General features: G+C 64.7%; 29 protein-coding genes. 18 read left to right on the forward strand and 11 right to left on the reverse strand.

The features are described 5' to 3' along the window. The first annotated feature begins 47 nt into the window (after positions 1-47). The 5 genes from GR158_RS02210 (at position 48) to GR158_RS02230 (ending at position 3670) form a co-directional block, all read left to right on the forward strand. On the forward strand, positions 48-251 hold the full coding sequence (locus tag GR158_RS02210; protein WP_134647098.1) for a hypothetical protein: 204 nt from the start codon (positions 48-50) through the stop codon (positions 249-251). 72 nt (positions 252-323) lie between these two features. Further along, entirely contained in the window at positions 324-1493 is a 1170-nt protein-coding gene (locus GR158_RS02215; RefSeq protein ID WP_246665508.1) for a PQQ-dependent sugar dehydrogenase, read from the forward strand. Between the two features lie 87 nt (positions 1494-1580). After that, positions 1581-2483, forward strand: coding sequence for a DMT family transporter (locus GR158_RS02220; RefSeq protein WP_134647094.1), 903 nt, complete (start codon positions 1581-1583; stop codon positions 2481-2483). 400 nt (positions 2484-2883) lie between these two features. Further along, positions 2884-3099: a cold-shock protein gene (locus tag GR158_RS02225; protein ID WP_134647092.1), complete on the forward strand. Its 216-nt coding sequence runs from the start codon at positions 2884-2886 to the stop codon at positions 3097-3099. A gap of 136 nt (positions 3100-3235) precedes the next feature. Beyond that, positions 3236-3670 (forward strand): BA14K family protein, encoded by a 435-nt coding sequence (locus GR158_RS02230; RefSeq protein ID WP_134647090.1) that lies wholly within the window; start codon positions 3236-3238, stop codon positions 3668-3670. Between the two features lie 49 nt (positions 3671-3719). Here the strand turns inward: GR158_RS02230 and GR158_RS02235 are convergent, their stop codons facing one another. Together GR158_RS02235 and GR158_RS02240 are read right to left on the reverse strand one after the other, a co-directional pair. After that, a complete protein-coding gene (locus GR158_RS02235; protein ID WP_160869965.1) occupies positions 3720-4361 on the reverse strand; it encodes an MBL fold metallo-hydrolase in 642 nt (213 codons plus the stop codon). 74 nt (positions 4362-4435) lie between these two features. Continuing rightward, positions 4436-4600, reverse strand: coding sequence for a hypothetical protein (locus tag GR158_RS02240; protein WP_160869681.1), 165 nt, complete (start codon positions 4598-4600; stop codon positions 4436-4438). A 290-nt stretch (positions 4601-4890) separates the two neighbouring features. Here GR158_RS02240 and GR158_RS02245 point away from each other — a divergent pair, with 290 nt between their 5' ends. Beyond that, the gene (locus GR158_RS02245) at positions 4891-5160 is read left to right on the forward strand and encodes a hypothetical protein (protein WP_160869683.1); all 270 of its coding nucleotides are present in this window, start codon (positions 4891-4893) and stop codon (positions 5158-5160) included. Between the two features lie 64 nt (positions 5161-5224). On the opposite strand, the gene GR158_RS02250 is transcribed toward GR158_RS02245, so the two are convergent. Further along, positions 5225-6112 carry a branched-chain amino acid aminotransferase gene (locus tag GR158_RS02250; RefSeq protein WP_134647085.1) on the reverse strand — a complete coding sequence of 296 codons (888 nt, stop codon included), beginning with the start codon at positions 6110-6112 and terminating at the stop codon, positions 5225-5227. Positions 6113-6366: 254 nt separating this feature from the next. Between GR158_RS02250 and GR158_RS02255 the strand changes: the two genes are divergently transcribed. Genes GR158_RS02255 through GR158_RS02270 form a run of 4 tightly spaced genes read left to right on the forward strand, consistent with a single transcriptional unit; the run spans position 6367 to position 9597 of the window. Beyond that, entirely contained in the window at positions 6367-6855 is a 489-nt protein-coding gene (locus GR158_RS02255; protein WP_134647260.1) for a MarR family winged helix-turn-helix transcriptional regulator, read from the forward strand. Between the two features lie 23 nt (positions 6856-6878). After that, entirely contained in the window at positions 6879-7586 is a 708-nt protein-coding gene (locus GR158_RS02260; protein WP_134647083.1) for a response regulator, read from the forward strand. Between the two features lie 31 nt (positions 7587-7617). After that, positions 7618-9000 carry an ATP-binding protein gene (locus GR158_RS02265; protein WP_134647081.1) on the forward strand — a complete coding sequence of 461 codons (1383 nt, stop codon included), beginning with the start codon at positions 7618-7620 and terminating at the stop codon, positions 8998-9000. Positions 9001-9012: 12 nt separating this feature from the next. Next, on the forward strand, positions 9013-9597 hold the full coding sequence (locus GR158_RS02270) for a DUF1349 domain-containing protein (RefSeq protein WP_160869685.1): 585 nt from the start codon (positions 9013-9015) through the stop codon (positions 9595-9597). 7 nt (positions 9598-9604) lie between these two features. On the opposite strand, the gene GR158_RS02275 is transcribed toward GR158_RS02270, so the two are convergent. The 4 genes from GR158_RS02275 to GR158_RS02290 all read right to left on the reverse strand — a co-directional run bounded on the left by GR158_RS02275 (position 9605) and on the right by GR158_RS02290 (position 12025). Further along, on the reverse strand, positions 9605-9946 hold the full coding sequence (locus GR158_RS02275) for a tRNA-binding protein (protein ID WP_134647077.1): 342 nt from the start codon (positions 9944-9946) through the stop codon (positions 9605-9607). A gap of 108 nt (positions 9947-10054) precedes the next feature. Continuing rightward, positions 10055-10873, reverse strand: coding sequence for a pyrroline-5-carboxylate reductase (gene proC / locus GR158_RS02280; RefSeq protein ID WP_160869687.1), 819 nt, complete (start codon positions 10871-10873; stop codon positions 10055-10057). Positions 10874-10875: 2 nt separating this feature from the next. Then, a complete protein-coding gene (locus tag GR158_RS02285; RefSeq protein ID WP_134647073.1) occupies positions 10876-11376 on the reverse strand; it encodes a YbjN domain-containing protein in 501 nt (166 codons plus the stop codon). Between the two features lie 391 nt (positions 11377-11767). Next, on the reverse strand, positions 11768-12025 hold the full coding sequence (locus tag GR158_RS02290; protein ID WP_134647071.1) for an accessory factor UbiK family protein: 258 nt from the start codon (positions 12023-12025) through the stop codon (positions 11768-11770). 238 nt (positions 12026-12263) lie between these two features. Here GR158_RS02290 and lgt point away from each other — a divergent pair, with 238 nt between their 5' ends. The 7 genes from lgt (at position 12264) to GR158_RS02325 (ending at position 19016) form a co-directional block, all read left to right on the forward strand. After that, positions 12264-13076, forward strand: coding sequence for a prolipoprotein diacylglyceryl transferase (gene lgt, locus GR158_RS02295; RefSeq protein WP_160869967.1), 813 nt, complete (start codon positions 12264-12266; stop codon positions 13074-13076). A 13-nt stretch (positions 13077-13089) separates the two neighbouring features. Continuing rightward, entirely contained in the window at positions 13090-14190 is a 1101-nt protein-coding gene (locus GR158_RS02300; protein WP_134647069.1) for a class I SAM-dependent methyltransferase, read from the forward strand. Between the two features lie 100 nt (positions 14191-14290). Further along, the gene (gene pgeF / locus GR158_RS02305) at positions 14291-15082 is read left to right on the forward strand and encodes a peptidoglycan editing factor PgeF (protein WP_160869689.1); all 792 of its coding nucleotides are present in this window, start codon (positions 14291-14293) and stop codon (positions 15080-15082) included. A 37-nt stretch (positions 15083-15119) separates the two neighbouring features. Next, on the forward strand, positions 15120-16271 hold the full coding sequence (locus tag GR158_RS02310; protein WP_134647065.1) for a Xaa-Pro peptidase family protein: 1152 nt from the start codon (positions 15120-15122) through the stop codon (positions 16269-16271). 108 nt (positions 16272-16379) lie between these two features. After that, the gene (locus tag GR158_RS02315; RefSeq protein ID WP_160869969.1) at positions 16380-17153 is read left to right on the forward strand and encodes a hypothetical protein; all 774 of its coding nucleotides are present in this window, start codon (positions 16380-16382) and stop codon (positions 17151-17153) included. A gap of 125 nt (positions 17154-17278) precedes the next feature. Next, positions 17279-18211 (forward strand): ribose-phosphate pyrophosphokinase, encoded by a 933-nt coding sequence (locus tag GR158_RS02320; protein WP_134647063.1) that lies wholly within the window; start codon positions 17279-17281, stop codon positions 18209-18211. 142 nt (positions 18212-18353) lie between these two features. Next, the gene (locus GR158_RS02325) at positions 18354-19016 is read left to right on the forward strand and encodes a Kazal-type serine protease inhibitor domain-containing protein (protein WP_160869691.1); all 663 of its coding nucleotides are present in this window, start codon (positions 18354-18356) and stop codon (positions 19014-19016) included. A gap of 59 nt (positions 19017-19075) precedes the next feature. On the opposite strand, the gene GR158_RS02330 is transcribed toward GR158_RS02325, so the two are convergent. From GR158_RS02330 to GR158_RS02340, 3 genes are all read right to left on the reverse strand, one after another. Beyond that, a complete protein-coding gene (locus GR158_RS02330; RefSeq protein ID WP_134647254.1) occupies positions 19076-19450 on the reverse strand; it encodes a DUF779 domain-containing protein in 375 nt (124 codons plus the stop codon). A gap of 135 nt (positions 19451-19585) precedes the next feature. After that, a complete protein-coding gene (gene adh, locus GR158_RS02335; protein ID WP_134647059.1) occupies positions 19586-21094 on the reverse strand; it encodes an aldehyde dehydrogenase in 1509 nt (502 codons plus the stop codon). Between the two features lie 150 nt (positions 21095-21244). Continuing rightward, the gene (locus GR158_RS02340; RefSeq protein ID WP_134647057.1) at positions 21245-22204 is read right to left on the reverse strand and encodes a helix-turn-helix domain-containing protein; all 960 of its coding nucleotides are present in this window, start codon (positions 22202-22204) and stop codon (positions 21245-21247) included. A gap of 200 nt (positions 22205-22404) precedes the next feature. On the opposite strand from GR158_RS02340, the gene GR158_RS02345 reads away from it, so the two are divergent. Next, a complete protein-coding gene (locus tag GR158_RS02345) occupies positions 22405-23589 on the forward strand; it encodes a benzoate/H(+) symporter BenE family transporter (RefSeq protein WP_160869693.1) in 1185 nt (394 codons plus the stop codon). Here the strand turns inward: GR158_RS02345 and GR158_RS02350 are convergent, their stop codons facing one another. Then, positions 23590-25044 carry a hypothetical protein gene (locus GR158_RS02350; protein ID WP_160869695.1) on the reverse strand — a complete coding sequence of 485 codons (1455 nt, stop codon included), beginning with the start codon at positions 25042-25044 and terminating at the stop codon, positions 23590-23592. Positions 25045-25269: the final 225 nt, after the last annotated feature.

The following is a 25269-nucleotide window of genomic DNA, read 5'->3' on the forward strand; positions in this document are numbered from 1 at the left end:
GGCCTTTTGGACGCCGTTCAAGGAAAAAGCAAAGACAGGGGACAACCATGTTTCTGGATGAAGACAAGCCGGCCAAGTCGCCAAAGCTTCGCGAATCGCGCGCCATGTTCCTCATCGCCATGACGGCGCTGGCCGCGTGCGTGCTCATGGTGGTCAGCCTGATGTCGCCGCCCGCCGTCGCCCTCGACACGATCAAGACCTCGGGCATCGGCAATGCAGCGTCCCAGCAGGTCCAGCCCGCGCAAAAGTGACACGCCGGCTGCCGCCGCTCTTGCAAGCCGCACGGCTCTGGGTCAGGTAACGGCGAGACGCGGGAGATGGCTATGCAGGCACGGCAGGGACGCAGGATAGGCATATGGGGTGGGGCGGCCTTCGCCCTTGTGGCCGCGCTGCCCTTGTCTCTCGCGCCGGCCTCGGCCGAGCCCCGCATCATTCCCAGCAAGAAGGCGCCGCTCGCCGTCGAAACCATCGCAAGCGGCCTCAATCATCCCTGGTCCGTCGAAGTGCTGCCGGACGGCAGCTATCTGGTTTCCGAAAAGGGCGGCGCGCTGCGGCGGGTGCAGTCCGGCAGGATTTCCCCTCCCATATCCGGCGTGCCGGACGTGGCGACGAACGGCCAGGGCGGGTTGCTCGATATTGCCCTTGCGCGCGATTTCGAGACCAGCCGCATTCTCTTCCTTACCTATAGCACGCGCGGCGATGGCGGCACCGGCACCGCGGTCGCCCGGGCGCGGCTGTCGGAAGACGCAACCCGGCTCGAAGGCACGACCCGCATTTTCCAGATGAGCCGCCTGACGACGCGCGGCCAGCATTTCGGCTCGCGCATCGCGGTTGCCGGCGACGGCAGCCTCTTCTTCGGCATCGGAGACCGTGGCGAAGGCGAACGCGCCCAGGATCCGCGTGACCATGCCGGCGCCATCCTGCATATCAATCCCGATGGCACACCCCACGCGGACAATCCCTTCCTCGGAAGCTCGGACGGGCTGGCGGAAATCTGGTCGAAGGGCCACCGCAACCCGCAGGGCATCGCCATCGATCCCAGGGACGGCACGCTGCTGACCGCCGAACACGGTGCGCGCGGCGGCGACGAGATCAACAATCCGCGGCCCGGATACAATTATGGCTGGCCGCGCGTCTCCTACGGCCGGCACTATTCCGGCGCGGAATTCGAGCTCGGCTCGACGGCCAACGGCTACGAGCCGCCACTCTATTACTGGGACCCTTCCATCGCACCCGGCGCCATCGCCGTCTATCGCGGCGCGATGTTCCCCGAATGGGACGGCAACCTGATCGTCGCCGCCCTCACCTATCAGCTGGTCGCCCGGCTGGAGCGCGACGAAAACGGCGCGATCCTCTCGGAGGAGCGCATGTTCGGCGGGGAGTTCGGCCGCATCCGCGATGTCGTCGTCGCGCCGGATGGAGCCCTTCTCCTTCTGACCGACGAGGATGACGGAGCCCTGCTGCGCGTGTCACGAGCCGCAGCCACGGACTGAACCACCACCCTTGCCCAAAAAACGGGCGCCTGCTAGCAGGATGAAGGGCGCCTTCCGCGCCGGTTACCTCCATCAGGGTGGAATGACATGACGCGCGTTCAGGCGAACCTTCTCCTGTTGCTGGCCGGCGCCATCTGGGGCGCGGGCTTCATCGCCCAGTCGACCGCGATGCAGACGCTGGGGCCGATCTGGTTCATCGGCCTGCGCTTTGCGGTGGCAACCCTCGTCGCCCTGCCCTTCGCCCGATGGGAACAGATGCGCGCCGAGACCCCCGTCAGCCGCAGGGACATGGCCGGCTTCGTGCTGACGGGCCTTGCGCTTTTCGCCGCCGCCAGCTCCCAGCAGGTCGGCCTGCTCACGACGACGGTCACCAATTCCGGCTTCCTCACCGGGCTCTATGTGGTCTTCACGCCCATTCTCACCGTGCTGATACTGCGCCGCCGGCCGCACTGGGTCATCTGGCCGGCCGCCGTCATGGCGTCCGTCGGCATCTTCCTGTTGTCGGGAGGCACCCTTGCGGCATTGACGGTCGGCGACATGCTGACCATCCTGTGCGCGGTTCTCTGGTCGGTCCAGATGATCTGCGTGGGCGTCTTCGCCGGGCGCTCCGGGCGGCCGCTGGCGCTATCGCTCGTCCAGTTCGCCATCTGCGGGGCGCTGGGCTGCGCCGTCGGTGCGCTGTTCGAGCCCATCAGCCTCGCCGCCATCACGGGCGCGCTGCCGGAAATCCTGTATGCCGGCCTGTTCTCCAGCGGCCTCGCCTTCATCGTGCAGAACATTGCCCAGCGCTACACGACCGCGCCGCAGGCGGCGATCTTCCTGTCCAGCGAGGCGCTCTTCGCGGCGCTCTTCGGCGTCCTGTTGCTCGGCGAGACCATCAGCACGGCGGGTTATATTGGCTGCGGCATCATCTTCCTCGCCATGCTTGCTGTGGAACTGGTGCCGGAACTTCTGCGCGACCGTCGCCGGGACATGCCCGCCGAAGTATGAGGCGGCGGTTTCCCGCAGCCGCACAATATAGATTTGGCCGGGAACCTGCCCCATCATGGAAGGCGGCGACTTTTTCGGCAATCGCCCGCAATTTGACCAAAGTGAGGCATGTCAAATGCCCGCCAAAACTTTTGCTTGCCAATTTGCCACAAACACATCAATCTTCCTTTGTTCGGGCAATTTGCGGACACGGGAAGACCTTTAATAAAAGCGCGCCGGAGACGCGAAATAATTCCGGGCAGTCAACATCTGGATGATCCCAGGGTCATATGGTTGGCTGGCTGCGGTGAAAACAGGACCCTTTCCTCAACCTCGAGAACTGCCTGCCTAACGCCCTTCGGGGCAAAACTGACGTTCTGCCCGCCGCCAATATACGGGCAGAGAGAAAAGGACCTGACGCATGGCCGAAACTGGCATTGTAAAATTCTTCAACACTGAGAAGGGCTTTGGTTTCATCAAGCCCGACAATGGTGGTGCGGATATTTTCGTACACATCTCTGCTGTACAGGCTTCCGGCCTGAACGGCCTTTCCGAAAACCAGAAGGTAAGCTTCGACACGGAACCTGATCGCCGCGGCAAAGGCCCGAAGGCGGTCAACCTCGAGATTGCCGGCTGAACCGGTTATTTCAGGATTTTTGAGTTGGAGCCCGGCAGTGATGCCGGGTTTTTTCGTTCAGCCTGCGTTCAGCCAAAATCGTCTAGTTTGGTATTGTCATCGACCGGCAAAAGCCGGCGTCCAAAGGAACGATGCCATGAAGAACACAATGAAGGCCCTGGTCCTGTCCGTTGCCGTCGCCGCGACGGCGCTGACCGCAACTGCCGGCGTTTCCCAGGCGCGCGACCGCGACGGCTACTGGCGCGACGGCGGCTATCGTGAACACCGCCGCCACCGTGACCGCGACGCCCTCATCGGCGGCGCGCTCGGTCTTGCCACCGGCGTCATCATCGGCGGCGCGATCGCCTCCCAGCCCCGCTACGACGAACCGCGTTACATCGAGCGCCGCTATGTCGAGCCGGAATACTATCCGGAACCCGAGCGCCGCGTGATCTACCGTCCGGCCCCGAGCTACGAGCCCTGGACCCGGTCCTGGTACGATTACTGCGCACGCCGCTATCGCTCGTTCGACCCGCAGAGCGGCACCTTCGTCGGCTATGACGGCCGCGAGCATTTCTGCACCGCGGGCTGACATCACGCACATGAAGAAAAACGGGCGCCTGACGGCGCCCGTTTTCGTTTCAGAGCCCGCGCAGGAACGGGTTGGTCCGTCGTTCCTCGCCGATACGGCCGCCCGGTCCGTGTCCGCACATGAACCCGACGTCGTCTCCGAGCGGGAGCACCTTGTCGCGGATCGACTGGAGCAGCTGCTCATGGTTGCCGCCCGGCAGGTCCGTCCGGCCGATCGATCCTTGGAACAGCACGTCGCCGAGATGGGCAAAGCGCTGCTTGCGGTTGAAGTAGATGACGTGTCCCGGCGCATGGCCGGGCGTGTGGGACACCTCGAATTCGTGTTCCCCGAGGGAAACGGTGTCGCCGTCTTCCAGCCAGCGGTCGGGAACGACGTTCGAGACCTTCATTTCCACACCGAAGCGCTGCGCCTGCGTCTCCAGCGCCTGCAGCAACGGCAGGTCGTCCTTGTGCGGGCCGATGATGTCGAGGCCGAGCGCTTCCTTGAGTTCCTTCGCACTGCCCGCATGGTCGATATGGCCATGCGTCAGCCAGATCGCCGTCAGCGTGATGCCGTTCTCCTCGACCGTTCGCAGAATGGCATCGACATCGCCGCCCGGATCGACGACGACGCCCTGCTTGGTCTCCGTATCGAACAGGATGGTGCAGTTTTGCTGAAAGGGGGTGACGGGAATGATGCCCGCCTGAAGCATGCCCATGGGGTCCTCGCTTGGTTGCCGCTTGCCCCACCTATAGCTGGAAGGGGCGCTTCACACCAAGCGGGACGTCAGCGCAGGCTTGCCATTTCTTCGGCGGGGCCGGCGACGGGCGAAAGCGAGACGGTCGAGAGCAGAACCGTGGCGACAACGATATTGAGCATGGCATAAAGGAAAACCACCGGCCGCAGCCCCCGGGCAACCGTATCCTGCGGCGTCGTTGTCTTGGAAAGCATTGTCCGTCTCCTTGATTGTGCTCAGGAAATAGCCGTGCGGCATCTTTGTTCCACCGTCCTTTACGACGATGCGCAAAACGTGCCTGTTCCTGCGGATACAGGGGATCTTCCCTGCACCTCACGGCGAATGCGCCATGCAGCTCACACGGATAAATTGACAGGCCGCAAAATTGGCCGCACCTTTCGACTGCCGAGTCTATCGGCGCGGGGCGCGTCCCGAGGGGGCTGCGGTCCGAGGGCAACCTGTCCGCCTGGGGTAACCCTCGGCGGACGATCAGGAGGGGAATTCCATGGAAGCATTGATGCCCATTATCACGCAGCTCATTGCCGGCGCCGTCGGAGGTAACGCCGCCGGTGCGGCCCTGAAGCAGGCGGCCGTCAGCGTTATCGTTCGCACCATTGTCGGCGCCATCGGCGGCGTCGGCGGCGGTATGCTGCTGCAGTTGCTCGGCGGCGAAGCAGGTCTGAGCGGCCTGGTCGCCAACGGTATCGGCGGCCTGGTCGGGGGTGGCGTGCTCACCGCGATCGTCGGCGCGGTTCTCGGCAAGAAAGCGGCCTGAGCGCAGAACAGAAAACGGCGGCCCGCAGGGGCCGCCGACTTGCATGCGATGACTGGCTGAAAGATTACTCGGCAGCCGCAGCGACCGGATAGACTTCCTTCATATAGTCGTTCATCAGCGTTTCGCAGATCGTGCCAGGCGTGAAGCGATAGGGGCCGATTTCGGAAACCGGCGTCACTTCGGCGGCCGAACCGGTCAGGAAGCATTCGGAGAAGTCCGACAGCTCTTCCGGCATGATCGCCCTCTCGACGACCTGATAGCCCCGGCGCTTGGCCAGTCCGATGACCGTGCGGCGCGTGATACCGTCGAGGAAGCAGTCCGGTGTCGGCGTGTGGATGACGCCATCCTTGACGAAGAAGATATTGGCGCCGGTCGCCTCGGCCACCTGGCCGCGATAATCCAGCATCATCGCATCCGCATAGCCCTTGGCCTCGGCGGCATGCTTGGAGATGGTGCAGATCATGTAGAGGCCGGCCGCCTTCGACTTCGACGGCGCGGTCCGCGGGTCGGGACGGCGGTACTCGGCGATGTCCAGACGGATGCCCTTCAGCTTTTCGGCCGGATTGAAGTAGCTGCCCCACTGCCAGATGGCGATGGCGACGTTGATGCGGTTGTTCTGCGCCGAAACGCCCATCATTTCCGATCCGCGCCAGGCGATCGGGCGGACATAGGCCTCGGAGAAACCCTGGCGCTTCAGGAGTTCCACGCTTGCGGCATCGAGCTCCTCGACGGAATAGGGAATCTTGAAGCCGAGAATTTCGGCGGAGGCGTGCAGGCGCTGGTTATGTTCGGTCAGCTTGAAGATGCGCCCGCCATAGGCGCGCTCGCCCTCGAACACGGCGCTTGCATAGTGCAGGCCATGCGTCAGCACATGGATCTTTGCATCCTTCCAGTCGACGAACTCACCGTTGAACCAGATTTGTCCATCCAGTTGATCGAAGGGAACTGCCATCGTGTCATCCTCCGGCGCTCTCACGCCATTCTTTCTGTTGATTGTTTCGCCAATTGCGGTCTAACCAGAAACGGCGGGATTACCTGAGTGGAAAGGTAGTCCAGATTGAGAATCGGGCAAACACCGCGCAACGGTGCCCCGGGACCGCAAAAACGATGGGAACCCTTAGCAATCGCGGAAAAATATGTCAACAAAGCTGACATATCTTGCCGAATATTACGCAAGGGTGAGGCGACATGAAAGGAAATGACACCGTGGCCCGACAGATGCCGGACAAAGACGGCAAGAACGAGCTGCACGAGGACGCGATGACCGGCGACGGCCGCATCGACATGGAGATCATCGAAGGCCTGTTCTTCGCCTATCGCGACTTCGTTTCCGATCCAGACGCCATTCTCGAGAAGAGCGGCTTCGGGCGCGCCCATCACCGCGTCGTGCACTTCGTCAACCGCGAGCCCGGCATGACCGTCGCCGATCTCCTCGACACGCTGAAGATCACCAAGCAGAGCCTGGCCCGCGTCTTGAAGCAGCTCGTGGATTCCGGCTATATCCACCAGGTGGCAGGCCCCGAGGACCGCCGCCAGCGCAAGCTCTACCCCACCCGCACCGGGCGGGAACTGGCGCTGGCACTGGCCGAGCCGCAATCCCGCCGCATCGCCCGTGCATTCGAGAAAATGGGGCCGGACGATCGGCGCACCGTAATCCGGTTCCTCGCCGGCATGCAGAATGCCAAGAGCGACTGACCGGTTTCAGGAGATTGAAGACGATGACGGCTGCCGGCGCGCCTTCCGACGATGCTTCCCACCTTCTCGTCGTCGATGACGACACCCGCATCCGCGACCTTCTCGGCCGCTACCTCGTGGAGCAGGGTTTCCGCGTCACCGTGGCGGCAGATGCCGACGAGGCGCGACGCAAGCTGCGCGGCCTCGACTTCGACCTCATCATCATGGACGTGATGATGCCCGGCGAAAGCGGCCTGTCGCTCACCAAGAGCCTGCGGGAGATCCGGCCCGTGCCGATCCTCATGCTGACGGCGCTCGCCGAATCCCGCGCGCGCATCGAGGGTCTGGAAGCCGGCGCGGACGACTACCTGTCCAAACCCTTCGAGCCGCGCGAACTCGTGCTGCGCATCAACAACATCCTCAAGCGCAATGCGGCCCCCGCCGGGCCGAAGATCGAGCAGGTCATGTTCGGCCCCTACACCTTCTCCATCGTGCGCAAGGAACTGAAGCGCGGCGGCGACCCCATCCGCCTCACCGACCGCGAGCAGGACATCATGCTGCTCTTTGCCCAGCGCGCCGGCGAAACGATCCCGCGCCACGAGCTGATCGGCGAGGAGACGGAGGTGGGCGAGCGCACCATCGACGTACAGATCAACCGCCTGCGCCGCAAGATCGAGGAAGACCCGTCCAATCCGGTCTGGCTCCAGACCGTGCGCGGCATCGGCTATCGCCTGAGCGTGGAGCAGGGTTGACCGTGCGCGGTCCGTCGGGGAGTGTGGCCACATGACCCTGTTTTCGGCTTTCCGGCGGGATATCGAGCGTGCGCCGTCCGCCGGCTGGAAGCGCTTCACGCGCTGGCTGCGCCACCAGATGCCGACCGGCCTCTACGCCCGCTCGCTGCTCATCATCATCCTGCCGATGGTGCTTCTCCAGGCGGTCGTCGCCTTCGTGTTCATGGAACGCCACTGGCAGCTCGTCACGCAGCGCCTCTCCATGGCCGTCACCCGCGACATTGCCGCGATCATCGACCTGATCGAGACCTATCCGCAGGACGACGACTATGCCGAGATCACCCGCATCGCCCGCGAGCGACTGGAGCTGATCATCTCCGTCGAGCAGGGCACGACGCTGCCGCCGCCGCGCAGCAAGCCCTTCTTCAACATCCTCGACGAGATCCTGAGCGAGGAGATCGTCCGCCAGATCCGGCGTCCGTTCTGGATCGACACCGTCGGCGAAAGCAAGGTCGTCGAGATCCGCATCCTGCTCGACAACAAGATACTGCGCGTCTATGCGCGGCGAAACCAGGCCTACGCGTCGAACACCCATATCTTTCTTCTCTGGATGGTCGGGGCGTCGCTGGTGCTGATCCTCATCTCCATCCTCTTCCTGCGCGGCCAGATCCGTCCCATCCTCGCCCTGGCGCAGGCGGCCGAAAGCTTCGGCAAGGGGCAGAGGATGCCGGAGAGTTTCGCGCCGCGCGGCGCCGACGAAGTGCGCCGCGCCGGCCTCGCCTTCATTCTCATGCGCGAACGCATCGAGCGCCAGATCGAACAGCGCACCGCCATGCTGACGGGCGTCAGCCACGACCTGCGCACGATCCTCACGCGCTTCAAGCTGCAACTGGCGCTGGCCGGCGACAAACCCGAGCTTCAGGGGATGGGCAAGGATGTCGAGGACATGCAGACCATGCTGGAAGGCTACCTCTCCTTCGCGCGCGGCGACGCGGAGGAGGATGTCGGCAAATTGCGCCTCTCCGACCTCATAGATCGGCTATCGCTCGAAGCCGAACTGCATGAGCGGGCCTTCTCCAGCGCGATCGACGGCGACGACGAGATCATGGTGCGGCCCAATGCCTTCACGCGCCTCGTCGGCAACGTCGTTTCCAACGCGCTGCGCTATGCGAAGACCGTGCATGTCGAGGCGCGCCATCGCGCGAAATGGCTGACGATCACCGTCGACGACGATGGCCCCGGCATTCCGGAAAACGTCCGCGAGGACGTCTTCAAGCCGTTCTTCCGCCTCGATGAGGCCCGCAACCTCGATGCCTCCGGCACCGGTCTCGGCCTTGCCATCGCGCTCGATATCGCCCGCAGCCACGGCGGCAATGTCACGCTCTCGGACAGCCCGTTGGGCGGGCTGCGCGTGACGATCCGCGTTCCCGTTTGACAGGAAGACCCGATGAGCAAAGCCCCGTTCGATGATCTCGTCTGGCTCAATCCGCCGCCCGCCGCGGACGTGCGGGAGGGCAGCCTGCATGTACGCACCGGCCTCAAGACGGACTTCTGGCAGCGCACCTACTACGGATTCCAGCCCGACAGCGGCCATTTCCTGCACCGCCGATGGTCCGGCGACTTCACCCTGGAAACAACCTTTCGCGGCCGCTACGAAACGCTCTACGACCAGGCCGGCCTGATGATCCGCCACGATGAAACGGCCTGGGTGAAATGCGGCATCGAGTTCACCGATGGCGCGAAGCATTTCAGCGTCGTCGTCACGCGCGGCCATTCCGACTGGTCGGCCTTCCGCATCGAAGATGATTTCGACCTGATTTCCGTCCGCGTCACGCGCAATGGCGATGCGCTCTTCATCCAGTACAGGACCGACGCGATGGTGGAATGGCGGATGGCCCGCCTCGCCTATTTCCCGGTGGAATATGCCGATCTCTCGGTCGGCGTCACGGCCTGCTCGCCGCAGCGCGAGGGCTTCGAAGCCGCGTTCACGGATTTCCGGCTGGGCCCGCCGCTCTCACGCGACATTCACTAAAACGGTGTCAGCACATCTTCTTGCCGTTCGGCACCGGCTGGTCCACGCCGGCCAGAACGATCGCGCCGGCTTCATCCTCGAAACCGAGTGTCAGGACCTCCGAACGGACGGGCCCGATCTGGCGCGGCGGGAAATTGACGACGGCAAGCACCTGGCGTCCGACCAGCTGTTCCAGCGTGTAATGCACGGTGATCTGGGCCGACGATTTCTTCGTGCCGATTTCAGGGCCGAAGTCGATGGTCAGCTTGTAGGCGGGCTTGCGCGCCTCGGGAAACGGCAGCGCCTCGATGATGGTGCCGACGCGAATATCGACCCGCTCGAAATCGGCATAGGCAATGGTCTCGGTCATGGAGAAAGATCCTGCAATCGTTCAGTGCAATTCCCGGGGAACATGAAGTCCGCAAGGAACCGGATGAAAAGAACGGACTAACCGATTCCCGCGATTCAGGAAAACGGCTTAACCCGCCAGTTCCTCCGCGCGCCTGCGCGCCGCCGCAATCGCCTTGTCGAACAGCGGCTGCATGCCGTCGTCTGCCATGAGCACCGAAAGGGCGGCAGCGGTGGTGCCGCCCGGCGAGGTCACGTTCTGGCGCAGGCGGCTGGCGTCGTCGGGGGACTGGTGAAGCAGTTCACCAGCCCCCGCGACCGTTTCCCGTGCGAGGCGCATGGCGAGGTCCGCCGGCAGGCCCGCCTTGCGGCCTGCCTCTGCCATGCACTCGACGAGATAAAAGACATAAGCCGGGCCGCTGCCCGAAACCGCCGTGACGGCGTCGATATCGCCCTCGCTGGCGACCCATTCGACCGGGCCGCTGACCTTGAGCAGGGCATGCACGAAATCGCGCTGCACATCGGTCACGCGCGCATTGGCGTAGGCGCCCGTCACGCCGCGGCCGATCATGGCCGGCGTGTTCGGCATGGCGCGCACGGTGGCGGCCTCGCCGAGATGGCTTTCGAGATTGGCGATGGTCTTGCCGGCGGCCACGGAGACGATGACCGTCTCGGGGCCGACCAATCCCTTGAGCGGCGGCAGAACCTGATCGATGACCTGCGGCTTGACCGCGACGAAGACGACACCGGCCTTGACGCCCCCGGGGGCCGCGGTCTCGTGGCGCACGCCGTTATCGGCAATCAGCTTGGCCATGGCCGGCTGCGGGCCGGGATCGATGACGATGACCGACGCGCCGGAAATACCGCTCTTCAGCCAGCCCGCGAGCATGGCGCCGCCCATATTGCCGGCGCCGATGAGAACGATCGGTCCGCTCGCGGCCACGCTCATGATCAGGCCTCCCCGACCGTCTCGAACAGCACGGCGTCGACGGCGGACTGGGCATCCATGCCCGACCACACGACGAACTGGAAGGCCTGGAAATAGGCTTCGCAGGATTCGAGCGCGCTGGAGAGCAGCACCTCGACCTGCTGGTTGGTGGGCTCCGCGCCGCCGGCAAGCAGCAGCGACTGGCGGAAGATCACCACGTCCTCGCGACGCCAGAGGTCGAAATGCCCCATCAGCACCTGTCCGTTGACATGGGAGAGAAGGCACATGACCTCGTTGACCCGGCTCTCGGGAACCTTGATGTCGAAGGCGCAGGCCAGGTGCAGCGCCTCGAATTCCTCCATCCAGGAGAAGGAGACGTGGTAGTCCGTCCACTTGCCTTCGACGGTCATCGCGATCTCGTCTTCGCCCGACCGCTCGAACGTCCAGTCGTTGTTCGCCGCGACGAATTCGATCATGTCGACCGGGTTGGACTGGCGCCCGATATCCAATTCCATAAGGCTCATGCGTCACCTTCAAGGCCGGCAGGCATGCATCATCGCGCTCACACACACGACGCGGCAAACCTTACTCCGGATACAACACTGAATGATTGCTAGGCACTGCACGCAGACTGGACGACCTACCCTGTCCGAAGCTTGCGCCGCCTGTTTCGAATCATCATTTAAAATCAGTGTATAACGGCGGAGTCACGACGCCAGCCCCTGAGCACCTGTTTTCCCCGGACGGTTGTGGAAAGCGGCTCCGAAAAAGATTCAGGTCGAGCGCTTAAGAGACTCTGCCAAAAGGGCTTTTCGCAAGTGTCCACAGGGGTAAAAATTTTATTAAAAAAAACGGTTGGCGCGATGTGAATCACGCCAACCGAGTCCGTGCTGTCGAAACCTGTCGCGAAACGGTTCAGTTGCCCGCGTTGAGGCGCGCTTCCAGGGCTTCGAGCCGCTTCAAAAGCGCGTCGTTTTCATCGCGTGCCTTGATGGCCATTTCGCGCACCGCCTCGAACTCCTCGCGCTTGACGAGGTCGAGCCCGTTGATGAAGCGTTCGGCCTGCGCGCGGAACATCGTTTCGGCTTCCTTGCGCATGCCCTGGGCGGCTCCAGCGGCATCGGTCATCAGCTTGGCGAAATCGTCGAAAATGCGGTTCGCACCGGTGGTCATGGGCCTTCCCTCCTCGGGTGTCGATGGTTGCGGCAGGCGCTCGCGCCCGCATTCTGTCTTTGAGGTAGGGTCTTGGACCGCCGCTTGCAAGCGGATTCCGGTGGATCGCTCTGCCAGGGACGGGACGGGCGCCGGCAATCGCCATTTCCCGCCTTGACCCTGCCGCAACGCCTCGCCATCTTCCGCCCGAAACGAGGATGTTCCACGCTTGACCAATATCGCGCAGCTCTTTGCCATCATGCCCTATCCCGAAATCGACCCGATCGCCTTCTCCATCGGCCCGGTCGACGTGCACTGGTACGGCATCGCCTACGTCGTGGGCATCATGCTGGGTTGGCTCTATGCCCGCAGGCTGATCGAAACGCCGCGCCTGTGGGCGGGCGAAGCGCCGATCACCCGCGTCCAGCTAGACGACTTCCTCGTCTGGGCCGCCGTCGGCATCATTCTGGGCGGGCGCATCGGCTATATCGTGTTCTACGATTTCCCGAATGTCGCGGCCGACCCTTTGCGCGCCCTTCAGGTGTGGAAAGGCGGCATGTCGTTCCATGGCGGCTTCGCCGGCACGACGCTTGCCATGATCCTCTTCGCACGGCGTCACAAGATCCCGCTGTGGAGCCTGTTCGATATCGTCGCCGCCGTCGTGCCGATCGGCCTGTTCTTCGGCCGCATCGCCAACTTCGTCAACGGCGAGCTCTGGGGGCGGCTGTCGGATGCGCCCTGGGCGGTGATCTTTCCGGAGGCCGGTCCCTTCGCCCGCCATCCGAGCCAGCTTTACGAAGCCGGGCTGGAGGGCATCGTGCTGCTTACCGTGATCGCCGTTGCGATCTATCGCTTCGGCGCGCTGAAGCGGCCGGGCCTCGTGACCGGCATCTTCGTCTCGGGCTATGCCCTGTCGCGCATCACGGTCGAATTCTTCCGCGAGCCGGATCCGCAGCTCGGCTATCTCTTCGGCGGCTGGCTGACCATGGGCATGGTGCTGTCGCTGCCCATGCTGGCGCTCGGCATCTGGGCCATCCTGCGCGCGCGCCCGGCCGAGCCGGCCAGCGCCTGAACGGATCAACACCATGCCGACACCGCTCGCCCGCAAGATCAAGGCGCTGATCCACACCAACGGTCCGATCAGCATCACGGACTATTTCGCGCTGTGCCTCGCCGACCCGGACTATGGCTACTATCGCACCCGGGACCCGTTCGGCCGCGCCGGTGATTTCGTCACCGCGCCTGAAATCAGCCAGCTCTTCGGCGAAATGCTCGGCATCTTCCTCGTGCATGCCTGGCAGAAGCATGGCGGGCCGGAACGGGTGCGCATCGCCGAGATCGGCCCCGGCCGCGGCACCATGATGTCCGACATGCTGCGCGTCGTCGCCAAGCTGGCGCCGCAGCTCTACGAGAGCGCGACCTTCCACCTCGTGGAGACGAGCCCCAGGCTGCGCGAAATCCAGCAGGAGACGCTTGGGCTTCATGCCGGCCGCGTCAGCTGGCACGACAGTTTCGAGGAGTTGCCCGACGGCTTCGTTCTGCTCGCGGCCAACGAGCTGTTCGACGCCATTCCCATCCGCCAGTTCGTCAAGACGCCCACCGGCTTCCGCGAACGCCTGGTCGGGCTCGATGCCGAAGACGAACTCACCTTTGCCGCTGGCGTCGCGGGCATCGACCCCGCGCTGCTGCCGGACAATCACAAGACGGTCGCGAACGGCACGATCTTCGAGATCGCCCCGGCGCGCGAGGCGGTGATGGCGACGATCGGCGAGCGCATCGCCCGCTTCGGCGGCACCGCCCTCATCATCGACTACGGTCACTTCGTCAGCGGATTCGGCGATACGCTGCAGGCTGTCCTCAAGCACGATTTCGATCCGCCGCTTGCCCATCCCGGCGAGGCGGACCTGACGAGCCACGTGGATTTCGAGCGTCTGGCGGCTGCCGCGGCGGCCTCCGGCCTCCACATTCACGGCATGTTGCACCAGGGGGATTTCCTCGTCGGCCTCGGCATCGGCGAGCGCGCCTCCGCGCTCGGGCGCAATCGCGACGAGGCGGCGCAGCAGCAGATTCTGAACGATGTTGCTCGTCTCGCCGGTTCCGGCGCAGGCCGAATGGGCGATCTTTTCAAGGTCCTGGCGGTCGGCAGCGAACCGCTTGCACTGTTTCCGTTCCGCCAGCCGGATTGACAGGCCGGCCTCGGGCGGACAACATCCGGCCCGATTTGCACCCCGCATGCCCCGGCCGAGTTCCTTGCCTGGCGGCCCCTCCAAGCCCAGCCGAGAGACCATGAAGGACCAAGCGCTTCCCTCCCCGATCCAGAGCCCGCTGATCGCCGAACGCGCCGGAGACCTGGTGCGCCACGGCTTCTTCACGCGCGCCGGCGGCGTCTCGGAAGGCATCTATCGCGGCCTCAATGTCGGCCTCGGCTCGAACGACGCGCGAGAGAACGTCCAGGAGAATCGCGCCCGTGTCGCCCGCTGGTTCGGCGTCGAACCAGACCGGCTCGCGACGGTGCACCAGGTCCACTCGCCGGATGTCGTGACCGTCGATGCCGGCTATGATGGCAGCCGCCCGCAAGCCGATGCGCTCGTCACGGCCACGCCAGGCGTCGTGCTCGGCGTTCTCGCAGCCGATTGCGGCCCGATCCTGTTCTGCGATCCGGAGGCCCGCATCGTGGGCGCCGCGCATGCGGGCTGGAAGGGCGCGCTCTTCGGCGTGCTGGAAAACACCATCGCCGCCATGGAGGCGCTCGGCGCACGCCGTGACGCCATCGTCGCCAGCCTCGGCCCCTCGATCGGCCGGCAAAACTACGAGGTCGGCCCGGAATTCGTGGAGCGCTTCCTGGCCGTCGATCCGGCATACGGCCGCTACTTCACGCCTTCGGAGAAACCCGGCCACAGCATGTTCGACCTGCCGGCCTTCACCACGCAGCGCCTTAACGACGCCGGCGTGACGGCCGAAAATCTCGACATCTGCACCTATCCCGACGAAGATCGCTTCTTCTCCTATCGGCGCACCACGCACCGGCAGGAGCCCGATTACGGCCGCCAGATTTCGGCGATCATGATCGCGGGCTGAAGCGCAAACAACAGACGAAGACGAGGGAGACACCGCCATGGCACTTCACTTCGACAGCGAGGAATACGCCAACCGGCTCCAGCGGCTCACCGCACGCATGCGGGAGGACAAGCTCGACGCCGTCCTGCTTTTTGCGCAGGAGAGCATGTACTGGCTGACGGGCTACGACACCTTCGGCTACTGCTTCTTCCAGACGCTCGTCGTGAAGGCCGATGGCAGCATGGTGCTGCTGACGCGCTCGGCCGACCTGCGCCAGGCCCGCCACACCTCCAATATCGAAAAGATCGAGATCTGGGTCGACCGCGTCAATGCGGACCCGACGATGGACCTGAAGAACCTGCTTTCGGATCTCGACCTGCTCGGCTGCCGCATCGGCATCGAATACGACACGCACGGGCTGACGGGCCGCAACACCCGCCTGCTCGACAACCAGCTCCAGAGCTTCGGCGAGATCGTCGATGCGTCCGGCATCGTCAGCCGCCTGCGTCTCATCAAGAGCCCGGCGGAGATCGCCTATGTCGAGCGCGCCGCAGCCCTCTCCGACGATGCGCTCGATGCCGCGCGCCCGCTGATCGCCGCCGGCGCCGACGAGGCGGCGATCCTCGCCGCCCTGCAGAATGCGGTGCTGGCCGGCGGCGGCGATTATGCCGCCAACGAATTCGTCATCGGCTCGGGCGCCGACGCCCTGCTCTGCCGGTCGAAATCCGGCCGGCGCCGGCTGGATGCGCAGGACCAGCTGACGCTCGAATGGTCCGGTGTGAGCGCACGCTACCATGCGCCGATGATGCGCACCGCCATCGTCGGCGAGCCGACGAGCCGCCACCGCGAACTCTACAGCGCCTGCCGCGAGGCCTTGCAGGCGATGGAAATGGTGCTCAGGCCCGGCAACACCTTCGGCACGGTCTTCGAGACCTTCACCCGGCTCATCGACGAGCGCGGCCTTGCGCGCCACCGGCTCAACACGTGCGGTTACTCCGTCGGCGCGCGTTTTGCCCCCTCCTGGATGGACCATCAGTCCTTCCTGCTCGGCAATCCGCAGGAGATCGAGCCGAACATGTCGCTGTTCGTGCACACGCTGCTGTTCGATTCCGACAGCGGCACCGCGATGACGCTCGGCCAGACATACCTGACGACGACCGACACGCCGAAGGCCCTGTCGCGCTACGGGCTCGACTTCATCGAGGTCTGACGGGGTTTTCACCGGCAACATCCTGTAATTGACAGGGCCCGGAGCCATCCCGCATAACTCGATGCGGGGAACGGAGGGCACCACCTCCGCAGGACACGGACGATGACGATGCAGAAGCTGAACAAGCGGCTGGCACTGATCGGCCTCATGGCAATCCTGGCCGGCTGCAACAGCACCGATGCGCTGATCCCGCGCGCCGATGTCGGGGGAAACTTCAATTCGCCGCCGGTCACCCAGAGCGATCTCGACCGGATGAGCGCCGATACCGGCCCGGTGGCGGGCACATCCGCGGAAACGGCGTTCGCCTCGCCCGGCATCGGCGGCGGCTCGACCGGCGCGGATACCGCCGGCACCCTTCAGGGCCAGGCCGATGCGCTTGCGCGCAACCAGGGCGGCGCAAGCGTCTCGACGACGGAAGCGGAACTGAGCCGCACGGCCGCGCAGCGTTCGCTCGCGGCGGAGACATCCGAAGGCGCGGAAGAGCTTGCGGCGCTTCCGCCGGCCAAGGCCGCGGGCGGCGAGACGATCCGTTTCCTGCCGATCATCGGCGCACCGGTGCAGGCCGTGACGCCGCTCTCCAAACGGCTGGGGACGGAAGCCCGTTCCAGCGGGCTGACGATCCGCAGCGCCTCCGACACTTCCGCAAACCATATCCTCAAGGGCTATTTCTCGGCGATGAACGACGCCGGCAAGACCACCGTCATCTATGTCTGGGACGTACTGGACGGCTCCGGCGCGCGGCTGCATCGCATCCAGGGCCAGGAAAGCGTCGATGGCACGCAATCCGATCCCTGGGCGGCTGTCCCCCCGCGGACGATGGAGGCCATCGCGCAGAAAACCATTCGCCAGTATCTCGACTGGCGCAACGCCGCGCCCGGTTAAGACCCTCGAAACGGTAAATCACAGCGAAATGCGAAGAATCGCTTTTTCAAGCCGCTTGGGGCCTTGCATTCGCAGTTTTTGCCGCTTAAAGGCCCCCCATCAGCAGAATAACAGGCGGACCATAAATGAAGGTTTTCGCGGGCAATTCGAACCGGCTTCTGGCCGAAGCGATCTGCAATTATCTGAATGTTCCGCTTGGCCGCGCCACGGTCAGACGCTTCGCAGACCAGGAAATCTTCGTTGAAATCCAGGAGAACGTGCGCGGCGAGGACGTCTTCGTCGTCCAGTCCACCTCCTTCCCGACCAACGACCACCTGATGGAACTGCTGATCATGATCGATGCCATGCGCCGCTCCTCGGCGCGCCGCATCACGGCCGTGATCCCCTATTTCGGCTATGCCCGCCAGGACCGCAAGCCGGGTCCGCGCACGCCGATCTCCGCCAAGCTCGTCGCCAACCTGATCACCGAAGCCGGCGCCGACCGCGTGCTCACGCTGGACCTGCATGCCGGCCAGATCCAGGGCTTCTTCGATATCCCGACCGACAACCTCTACGCCGTGCCGATCCTGGCGCGCGACGTGAAGGAAAACTACAATCTCGAAAACGTCATGGTCGTCTCGCCCGACGTCGGCGGCGTGGTGCGTGCGCGTGCGCTCGCCAAGCGGCTCGATTGCCAGCTGGCGATCGTCGACAAGCGCCGCGAGCGCGCCGGCGAGTCCGAGGTCATGAACGTCATCGGCGACGTGACCGGCAAGGACTGTCTGCTGATCGACGATATCGTCGATTCCGGCGGCACGCTCTGCAACGCGGCCGAAGCGCTGCTGAAGAACGGTGCGACCAGCGTCACCGCCTATATCACACATGGCGTGCTCTCGGGCGGCGCGGTTGCCCGCGTCACCTCGTCGAAGCTCAAGGAGCTCGTGATCACCGACTCGATCCAGCCGACCACGGCCGTGCAGTCCGCGCACAATATCCGCGTCATCTCGACCGCCAACCTGCTTGGCGAGGCGATCAACCGCACGAGCGCTGAAGAATCCGTTTCCAGCCTCTTCGACTGATACGGTTCCCCTCTCCCCTTCAGGCCTGCGCACCGGCATCCGGTTGCGCGGGCCTTTTCGTCTCCGGCGTCTTTGCGCGCAGAACCCGATTTTGCGTCCGCCGAATCTGCGCTAGGTTCCATCAGTCTCACAGGAGGAGTCCATGACCGTGACGTCGCCTTTCCTTCGCCGGCTTGCCGGACGCATCGCCATTCTTCTTGCGGCCGGCACGCTCGCAGCCTGCCAGGTCGACGTCGATCAGGGCGGCGGGGGTTACCGCCCCGGCCCGCAGGCCTGCACGCGGGAGTACCGCCCGGTCTGCGGCGCACGCGGCGGCGATCTCCAGACCTTCGCCAATGCCTGCGAAGCACGTGAAAGCGGCTACCGCGTCGCCGGCCCCGGCGAGTGCCGTCGCGATGGCGGCCGTCCGGAGCCCTATCCCGATCCGGATCGTGCCTGCACGCGCGAATATGCACCGGTCTGCGGCGCGCGCGGACGCGATCGCCAGACCTTCGCCAACGCCTGCGAGGCGCGCAAGAGCGGCTATGACATCATGGGCCGCGGCGAATGCCAGTTCGGCCGGCCGGGCGACCAGCGGGGCGACGGCGGCGGACGCGACCGCCCGGGCCGCGATCGTGACCGTGACCGCGATCGTGACAACGACTGGGGCGGTGGCAATGTCGGCGGCGGCCAGCGCATGTGCACGATGGAATACAATCCGGTCTGCGCTCAGCGCGGCCGCGACCTGAAGACCTTCGGCAATTCCTGCTCGGCCGATGCCGCAGGTTATCGCGTGGTCCGGCCCGGCGAATGCCAGGCTTACTGATCACGACCTGACGCGACAGACAGCACGCCCCGCCCGCAAGGCGGGGCTTTTTCTTGTGTTCAGCGCGGCGGCAGCGGGCAGGCCTCGCCACCGTCGAACAGGCGCGAGCGGGTGAGGAAGCGTTTCTCCCGTCCGTTATCGAGCGAGAACATGCCGCCGCGCCCGGGCACGACATCGATGATGAGCTGCGTGTGCTTCCACACGTCGAACTGGCTCTCGCTGATATAGACGGGCACGCCGCCGATCTCCCCCAGCTTCACGTCGCGGTCGCCGACGATGTAGTCGTCAGCCGGATAGCACATGGGGGACGAGCCGTCGCAGCAGCCGCCCGACTGGTGGAAGAGGATATCGGGATAATCCGCCTGGATTTCCCGGATGAGCGCAAGCGCCGCGTCGGTCGCAACGACCCGCGGCTGCGTGATGGCTTCTGGCATGTCTGTCATCGTGACCTCCCGAAACAGGTTTCCCTCCCTCCGGAAACCCGGAGAGAGGGAGAAGGCAGGTTACGGAGAAAGCGCCCTGCCCTGCGGTTGCCTTCCCCGGGGGGATAGGAGAAGGCCGGCGGCGGCTCAGAAGAAGCCGAGCGCCTTGGGAGAATAGCTGACCAGCATGTTCTTGGTCTGCTGGTAGTGGTCGAGCATCATCTTGTGCGTCTCGCGGCCGATGCCCGACTGCTTGTAGCCGCCGAACGCGGCATGCGCCGGATAGGCGTGGTAGCAGTTGGTCCACACGCGGCCGGCCTGGATGTCGCGGCCGAAGTGATAGCAACGGTTGGCATCGCGGCTCCACACGCCGGCGCCGAGGCCGTAGAGCGTGTCGTTGGCGATGGCGAGCGCGTCCGCATCGTCCTTGAAGGTCGTCACCGATACGACCGGCCCGAAGATTTCCTCCTGGAAGATGCGCATCTTGTTGTTGCCGCGGAAGACGGTCGGCTTCACGTAGTAGCCGCCGGCCAGATCGCCGCCGAGATCGTTGCGGCCGCCGCCGGTCAGCACTTCCGCGCCTTCCTGCCGGCCGATGTCGATATAGGACAGGATCTTCTCCAGCTGCTCGGACGACGCCTGCGCGCCGATCATCGTCGCCGTGTCGAGCGGATTGCCCTGCACGATCTTCTCGACGCGCTTGATGGCCTTTTCCATGAAGCGGTCGTAGATCTTTTCATGCACGAGCGCGCGGCTCGGGCAGGTGCAGACCTCACCCTGGTTGAGCGCGAACATCGCAAAGCCTTCCAGCGCCTTGTCGAGATAGTCGTCGTCCTCGTTCATCACGTCGGCGAAGAAGATGTTCGGCGACTTGCCGCCCAGCTCCAGCGTGACCGGAATGAGGTTCTGGCTGGCATATTGCATGATCAGGCGGCCGGTCGTCGTCTCGCCGGTGAAGGCGATCTTGGCGATGCGCGGGTTGGAGGCGAGCGGCTTGCCGGCCTCAAGGCCGAAGCCGTTGACGATGTTGAGCACGCCGGCCGGCAGGAGATCGCCGATCAGCTCGGCCCAGACGAGGATCGAGGACGGCGTCTGCTCGGCGGGCTTCAGCACCACGCAATTGCCCGCGGCAAGCGCCGGCGCGAGCTTCCAGGCGGCCATCAGGATCGGGAAGTTCCAGGGAATGATCTGGCCGACGACGCCGAGCGGCTCGTGGAAGTGATAGGCGATCGTGTCGTGGTCGACTTCGCCGATCGTGCCTTCCTGCGCACGTACACACGAGGCAAAATAGCGGAAGTGGTCGATGGCGAGCGGAATGTCGGCGGCCATGGTTTCACGCAGCGGCTTGCCGTTGTCCCAGGTCTCGGCGCGGGCAAGCAGATCGAGGTTGTCCTCCATGCGCTGCGCGATCTTCATCAGGATATTGGCGCGCTCCGTCGAAGAGGTGCGGCCCCACTTGTCCTTGACGGCGTGGGCGGCGTCGAGCGCCAGCTCGATATCGGCGGCGTCGGAGCGTGCGACTTCGCAGAGCTTGCCGCCGGTGATCGGCGTGATGTTGTCGAAGTAGCGGCCCGCGACGGGCTCCTTCCACTCGCCACCGATGAAATTGCCGTACTTCGCCTTGTACGGATTCTCGACGATCTTCTGATGCAGCATTGTCATTCCTCCCATGAAGGGCCCGGATGGGCCGTGGGAGGAATGGTGCGGTGCTTTGCCCTTTCGCGATAGGGAGACGGCGCCGATGGCCGGCGCGACTGTTTCAGAATTGAGACAGGGCAATGCGGCAGGCTGTGCTGCGCCGCAGCATCAGTTGATCGAGAGCTTCTTCATCTTCCGGTAGAGCGTCGCCCGGCTGATGCCAAGCAGATCGGCCGCATGGCTGACATTGCCGCCGGCACGCGTCAGCACGCGGCGAAGCGCCGCGCGCTCGGCATCGTCGAGATCCCGGCCCTCCTCCACGCGATCCTCTTTCAGAAGGTCGGAGGCGGCAATGCCGGTGGCGATGCGCCGGTCGTCGAGCCCGAGCACCTGGCGGGCCGCGCGTGTCGCGCCGAGCACCAGATCGTCGCGGTCGACGGCCAGGAGCGCCGGCGAGGCCCTGCCCTCCACGGGCACGAGCAGGATGCGGGCCGCGGAGAAGGCGCGCCGGAACAGCCCGGCCTCGATGCGTGCGGCGGCATCGCGCACGGCCTGCGAGAGGATCGACATGGTCATCTCATTGGCGTCGTCGCGGCAGGTGGAAATATCGATGGCGGCTGCAATGCGGCCCGTGTGGTCGCGGATCGGCGCCGTGGTGCAGGAAAGCCGGGTGTTCTGCGACAGAAAATGCTGGTCGCGCAGGATGAGGACCGCGCGCTCGTCGGCAAGGGCCGTGCCGATGCCGTTGGTGCCGACGCTCGCCTCGCTCCACACCGTGCCGGACCAGAGGCCGACGCCGCGGAAATCGCGGTCGTCCCCGGCGGCACCGCGCCGTTCCAGCGCAATGCCGTTCTCGTCGGTCAGGAGCAGGCAGCAGCCGGCCTTGCCGACGGTGGCGAACAGGCGGTCGATTTCGCCGCGCGCTTCCTCGATGAGATCGCTGGAGCGGGACCGGGCCTGCCGGAACTCGCTCTCGGTCAGCCGCCAAGGTACGCGCGCCTCTTCCGGCGACAGTCCATGCAGCGTCAGGCAACGCCGCCAGGACGCCGCAACGGGTGAATTGGCAGCCGCCGAGGCATGGGCCACCACGGTCTGGACATGATCCGCGTGATCGAAACGCACAGGCATCGGCTCTCCTCCCGAAAGCTTCCGACCGACCGTCGCACTGGAATACAATGCCGCGAACTATAGAACCGTTCGCAGCGAAAGGTCCAGCGGAACGAAGGTTCAACACGGATATGGGCAGCGGGGACCCGCACAACAAGGCTGTTTCCAACCGTCCCGCCGCCTGTTACCAGTGCATATCCTTTTCCAGCATCGATCCTGCCATGTTTCGCGATTTTTCCGCCCAAGCCCTTTTCATGGGCCTTCTCACTGCCTTTGTCGGTTTCGCCAGTTCCTTCGCCGTCGTTTTGCATGGTCTCACCGGGGTCGGCGCCACCGAGGCGCAAGCCGCCTCCGGCCTGATGGCGCTCTCCGTCTCGATGGGCCTGTGCGCCATCGTGCTCAGCGTCGCGACGAGGCTGCCCGTATCCATCGCCTGGTCGACGCCCGGCGCCGCTTTGCTCGCGACGTCAGGCGCCATCGAAGGCGGTTTCTCGACGGCGGTGGGCGGGTTCATCATCTGTGCGTTGCTGATCGTCATCGCCGGCCTGTGGAAGCCGCTCGGCCGCATGGTCGCCGCCATTCCCGCAACGCTCGCCAATGCGATGCTGGCGGGCGTGCTGATCGGCCTGTGCTTCGCCCCGGTGAAGGCCATCGCCTTCGATCCGCTGCTCGGCCTGCCGATCGTGCTCGCCTGGGCGATCGTCGGCAGCATCAACCGGCTTTACGCCGTGCCGGCCGCGCTCGTCGCCTTCATCGCGGTGCTGGCCTTCGGCGTCGACATCCCGGACGGCGCCTTGAGCGGCCTTGCCGCATCGCTGCTGCCGAAACCCGAACTCGTCGCGCCATCCTTCACCATGGCCGGGCTGGTCGGCATCGCCCTGCCGCTCTTCATCGTCACCATGGCCTCGCAGAATATTCCCGGCATCGCCGTGCTGAAGGTCAACGGCTACGAGCCGAAACCCGGGCCGCTCTTTGCCGTGACGGGTGCGTTCTCGCTGCTGTCCGCCCCCTTCGGCGGCCATGCCGTCAATCTCGCCGCCATCACCGCCGCCATGTGCGCGGGCAGCGATGCGCACCCGGACCCGGCGAAACGCTACTGGGCGGCGATCAATGCCGGTGTCTTCTATGTGATCTTCGGGCTGGCGGCCGGTGCGGTCACGGCCTTCGTCGCGCTGGCCCCGCCGATCCTCATCCAGGCCGTCGCCGGCCTTGCGCTGATCAGCGCCTTTGCCGCTTCCGCGCTCAACGCCTTCCGCGAGCCGGAGGGCCGCGAAGCCGCGGCGGTGACGTTCCTCGTCACCGCCTCCGGCGTGTCGTTCCTCGGCATTTCCGGCGCCTTCTGGGGCCTGCTGGCGGGCGGGCTGATGCTCGGCCTCGCCCATCTCATGGCCCGGCGCCGGCGCTAATTACGGCTGGAACGGCAACGGGCGGCCGTTGATCAGCACCTTGCCGTCCTCGCCGACCGTGACATCCCAGGCCTGCGCCCCGTCGCCCGCATCGCGCGCCAGACCCTTCATCATCAGGAGCCCGAAGGAGGCCTGGCCGAATTCCGGAACGATCGCCGCATTCTTCTGGAGGTAGGCAACCGTCTCGTCGAACTTGCGCATCGTCAGCGTCAGGTCGGCCTTGCGGCGGTCCTTGTCCTCGATATGGACCTGCATCGTCCCGGTGAGGCGCACGTCATAGATCGGCGAAACGGCCGAGACATCCTCGAGCTCGAACGTCATCATGCCGTCGGGCAGCACGATGCGGCCGAGTTCGGCATTTTGCTCAGGGGTGAACGGCTCCTTCTTGGAGAAGTCGCCATGGTCGAGCATGTAGGTGACGGCGCCGGCAAGATCGAGATTGGCGACGGCCATCTTGAAGGTCGCGTGTTCCGGCACCGCGCTCTCGAAGGCCGCGGGCACCACACCGGCGGGAAGCTTCGGCTTGTCGATATCGATGCCGAAGCCGACACGCGTCGAATGCGCGACGCCGTTCATGTCGATGTTATAGACGAGACCATCGGCGCCGAAATTTCCCTTGTCCGTGCCGATGGCAACATTGGAAGCGTGGATCGTCTCTTTCAGATTGTCGAAGACCGGAAGGGAATCGCGAAGGAGCTGCTTGAGACGCGCGGTTTCAGGCGGGTCGAGCTGAGGCTTGTCGATGTTGTCGAGGATGAAGAAGACAATGTCCTGCACCGTCTTGTAGCGTGCACCGTCCATGCTGACGTCGATATCCACCTTGTCGGCGCTGATATCCACCTTGCCGGAATCCTTGCTGGTGATGGTCTCCGCAAAGGCCTGCATGACGCCCTTCGTGGAAATGTCGAGCGTATCGGCAGTCTTCTTCTCCGTCGCCACCGACATCACCGACTGGCCGAAGGTCGCCGAAACGCTTTCCTTGGGCGTGATGCTGGAGAAGGCGATCTTGTTGGCCGACCAGTCGGCCGAGGTGAAGTAGAGGATCTCCGGGTCATAGATCCCGTCGAGCTTCATGGAGTCGATCACGTAGGAAAAGGACGTGGCGTCCGCCGGCGTGTCGATCGTGCCCTTGATGTCGAGGCTGTCGTTCGACTCGATGCGGTAGGTCCCCTCGGGCATCGGCCGCAGATGGGAAACCATCGGCTTCAGGCCTTCGACATTGAGCGCCCCGTTCTTCGCCTTTGCCAAAAGCGGCGCGGGATCGAAGCGCAATTCGTAGAAAGACGTCGCGGCCCGGACCGTGACCATGCCGGCATCGACCAGGTCCTTCGGCAGGTAATGCGTCAGGCGCTTCTGGATGTTTGCGGCCTCGGACACCGAAACCTCCTGGGCATGGACCGTGCCTGCGCAAACGAGCGCAACGGCGGCCGAAGCCATCAGGGTCTGTCTTATCATCATGGTCTCCTTGCCAAAAACGAACTGGGCGGAACTTCCATATACTGCGGGGATGTGTCAATCCGGTCGCGGCCTTGCATTTCCGGGGATTCTCGTTTATCGAGCCCCCGTCCGCGTAGACACCCTTGGAGGCAACGCGGATGAGGCTTTCACGAAATCCTCAAGTTTTGCGCGGCCGGCGAAGACGCCTGCCGGGGAAAACTCTCCAGTAACACATGAAAGGTT

Origin of the sequence: Shinella sp. AETb1-6 (assembly GCF_009826875.1) — a bacterium.
Taxonomy (GTDB): domain Bacteria; phylum Pseudomonadota; class Alphaproteobacteria; order Rhizobiales; family Rhizobiaceae; genus Shinella; species Shinella sumterensis.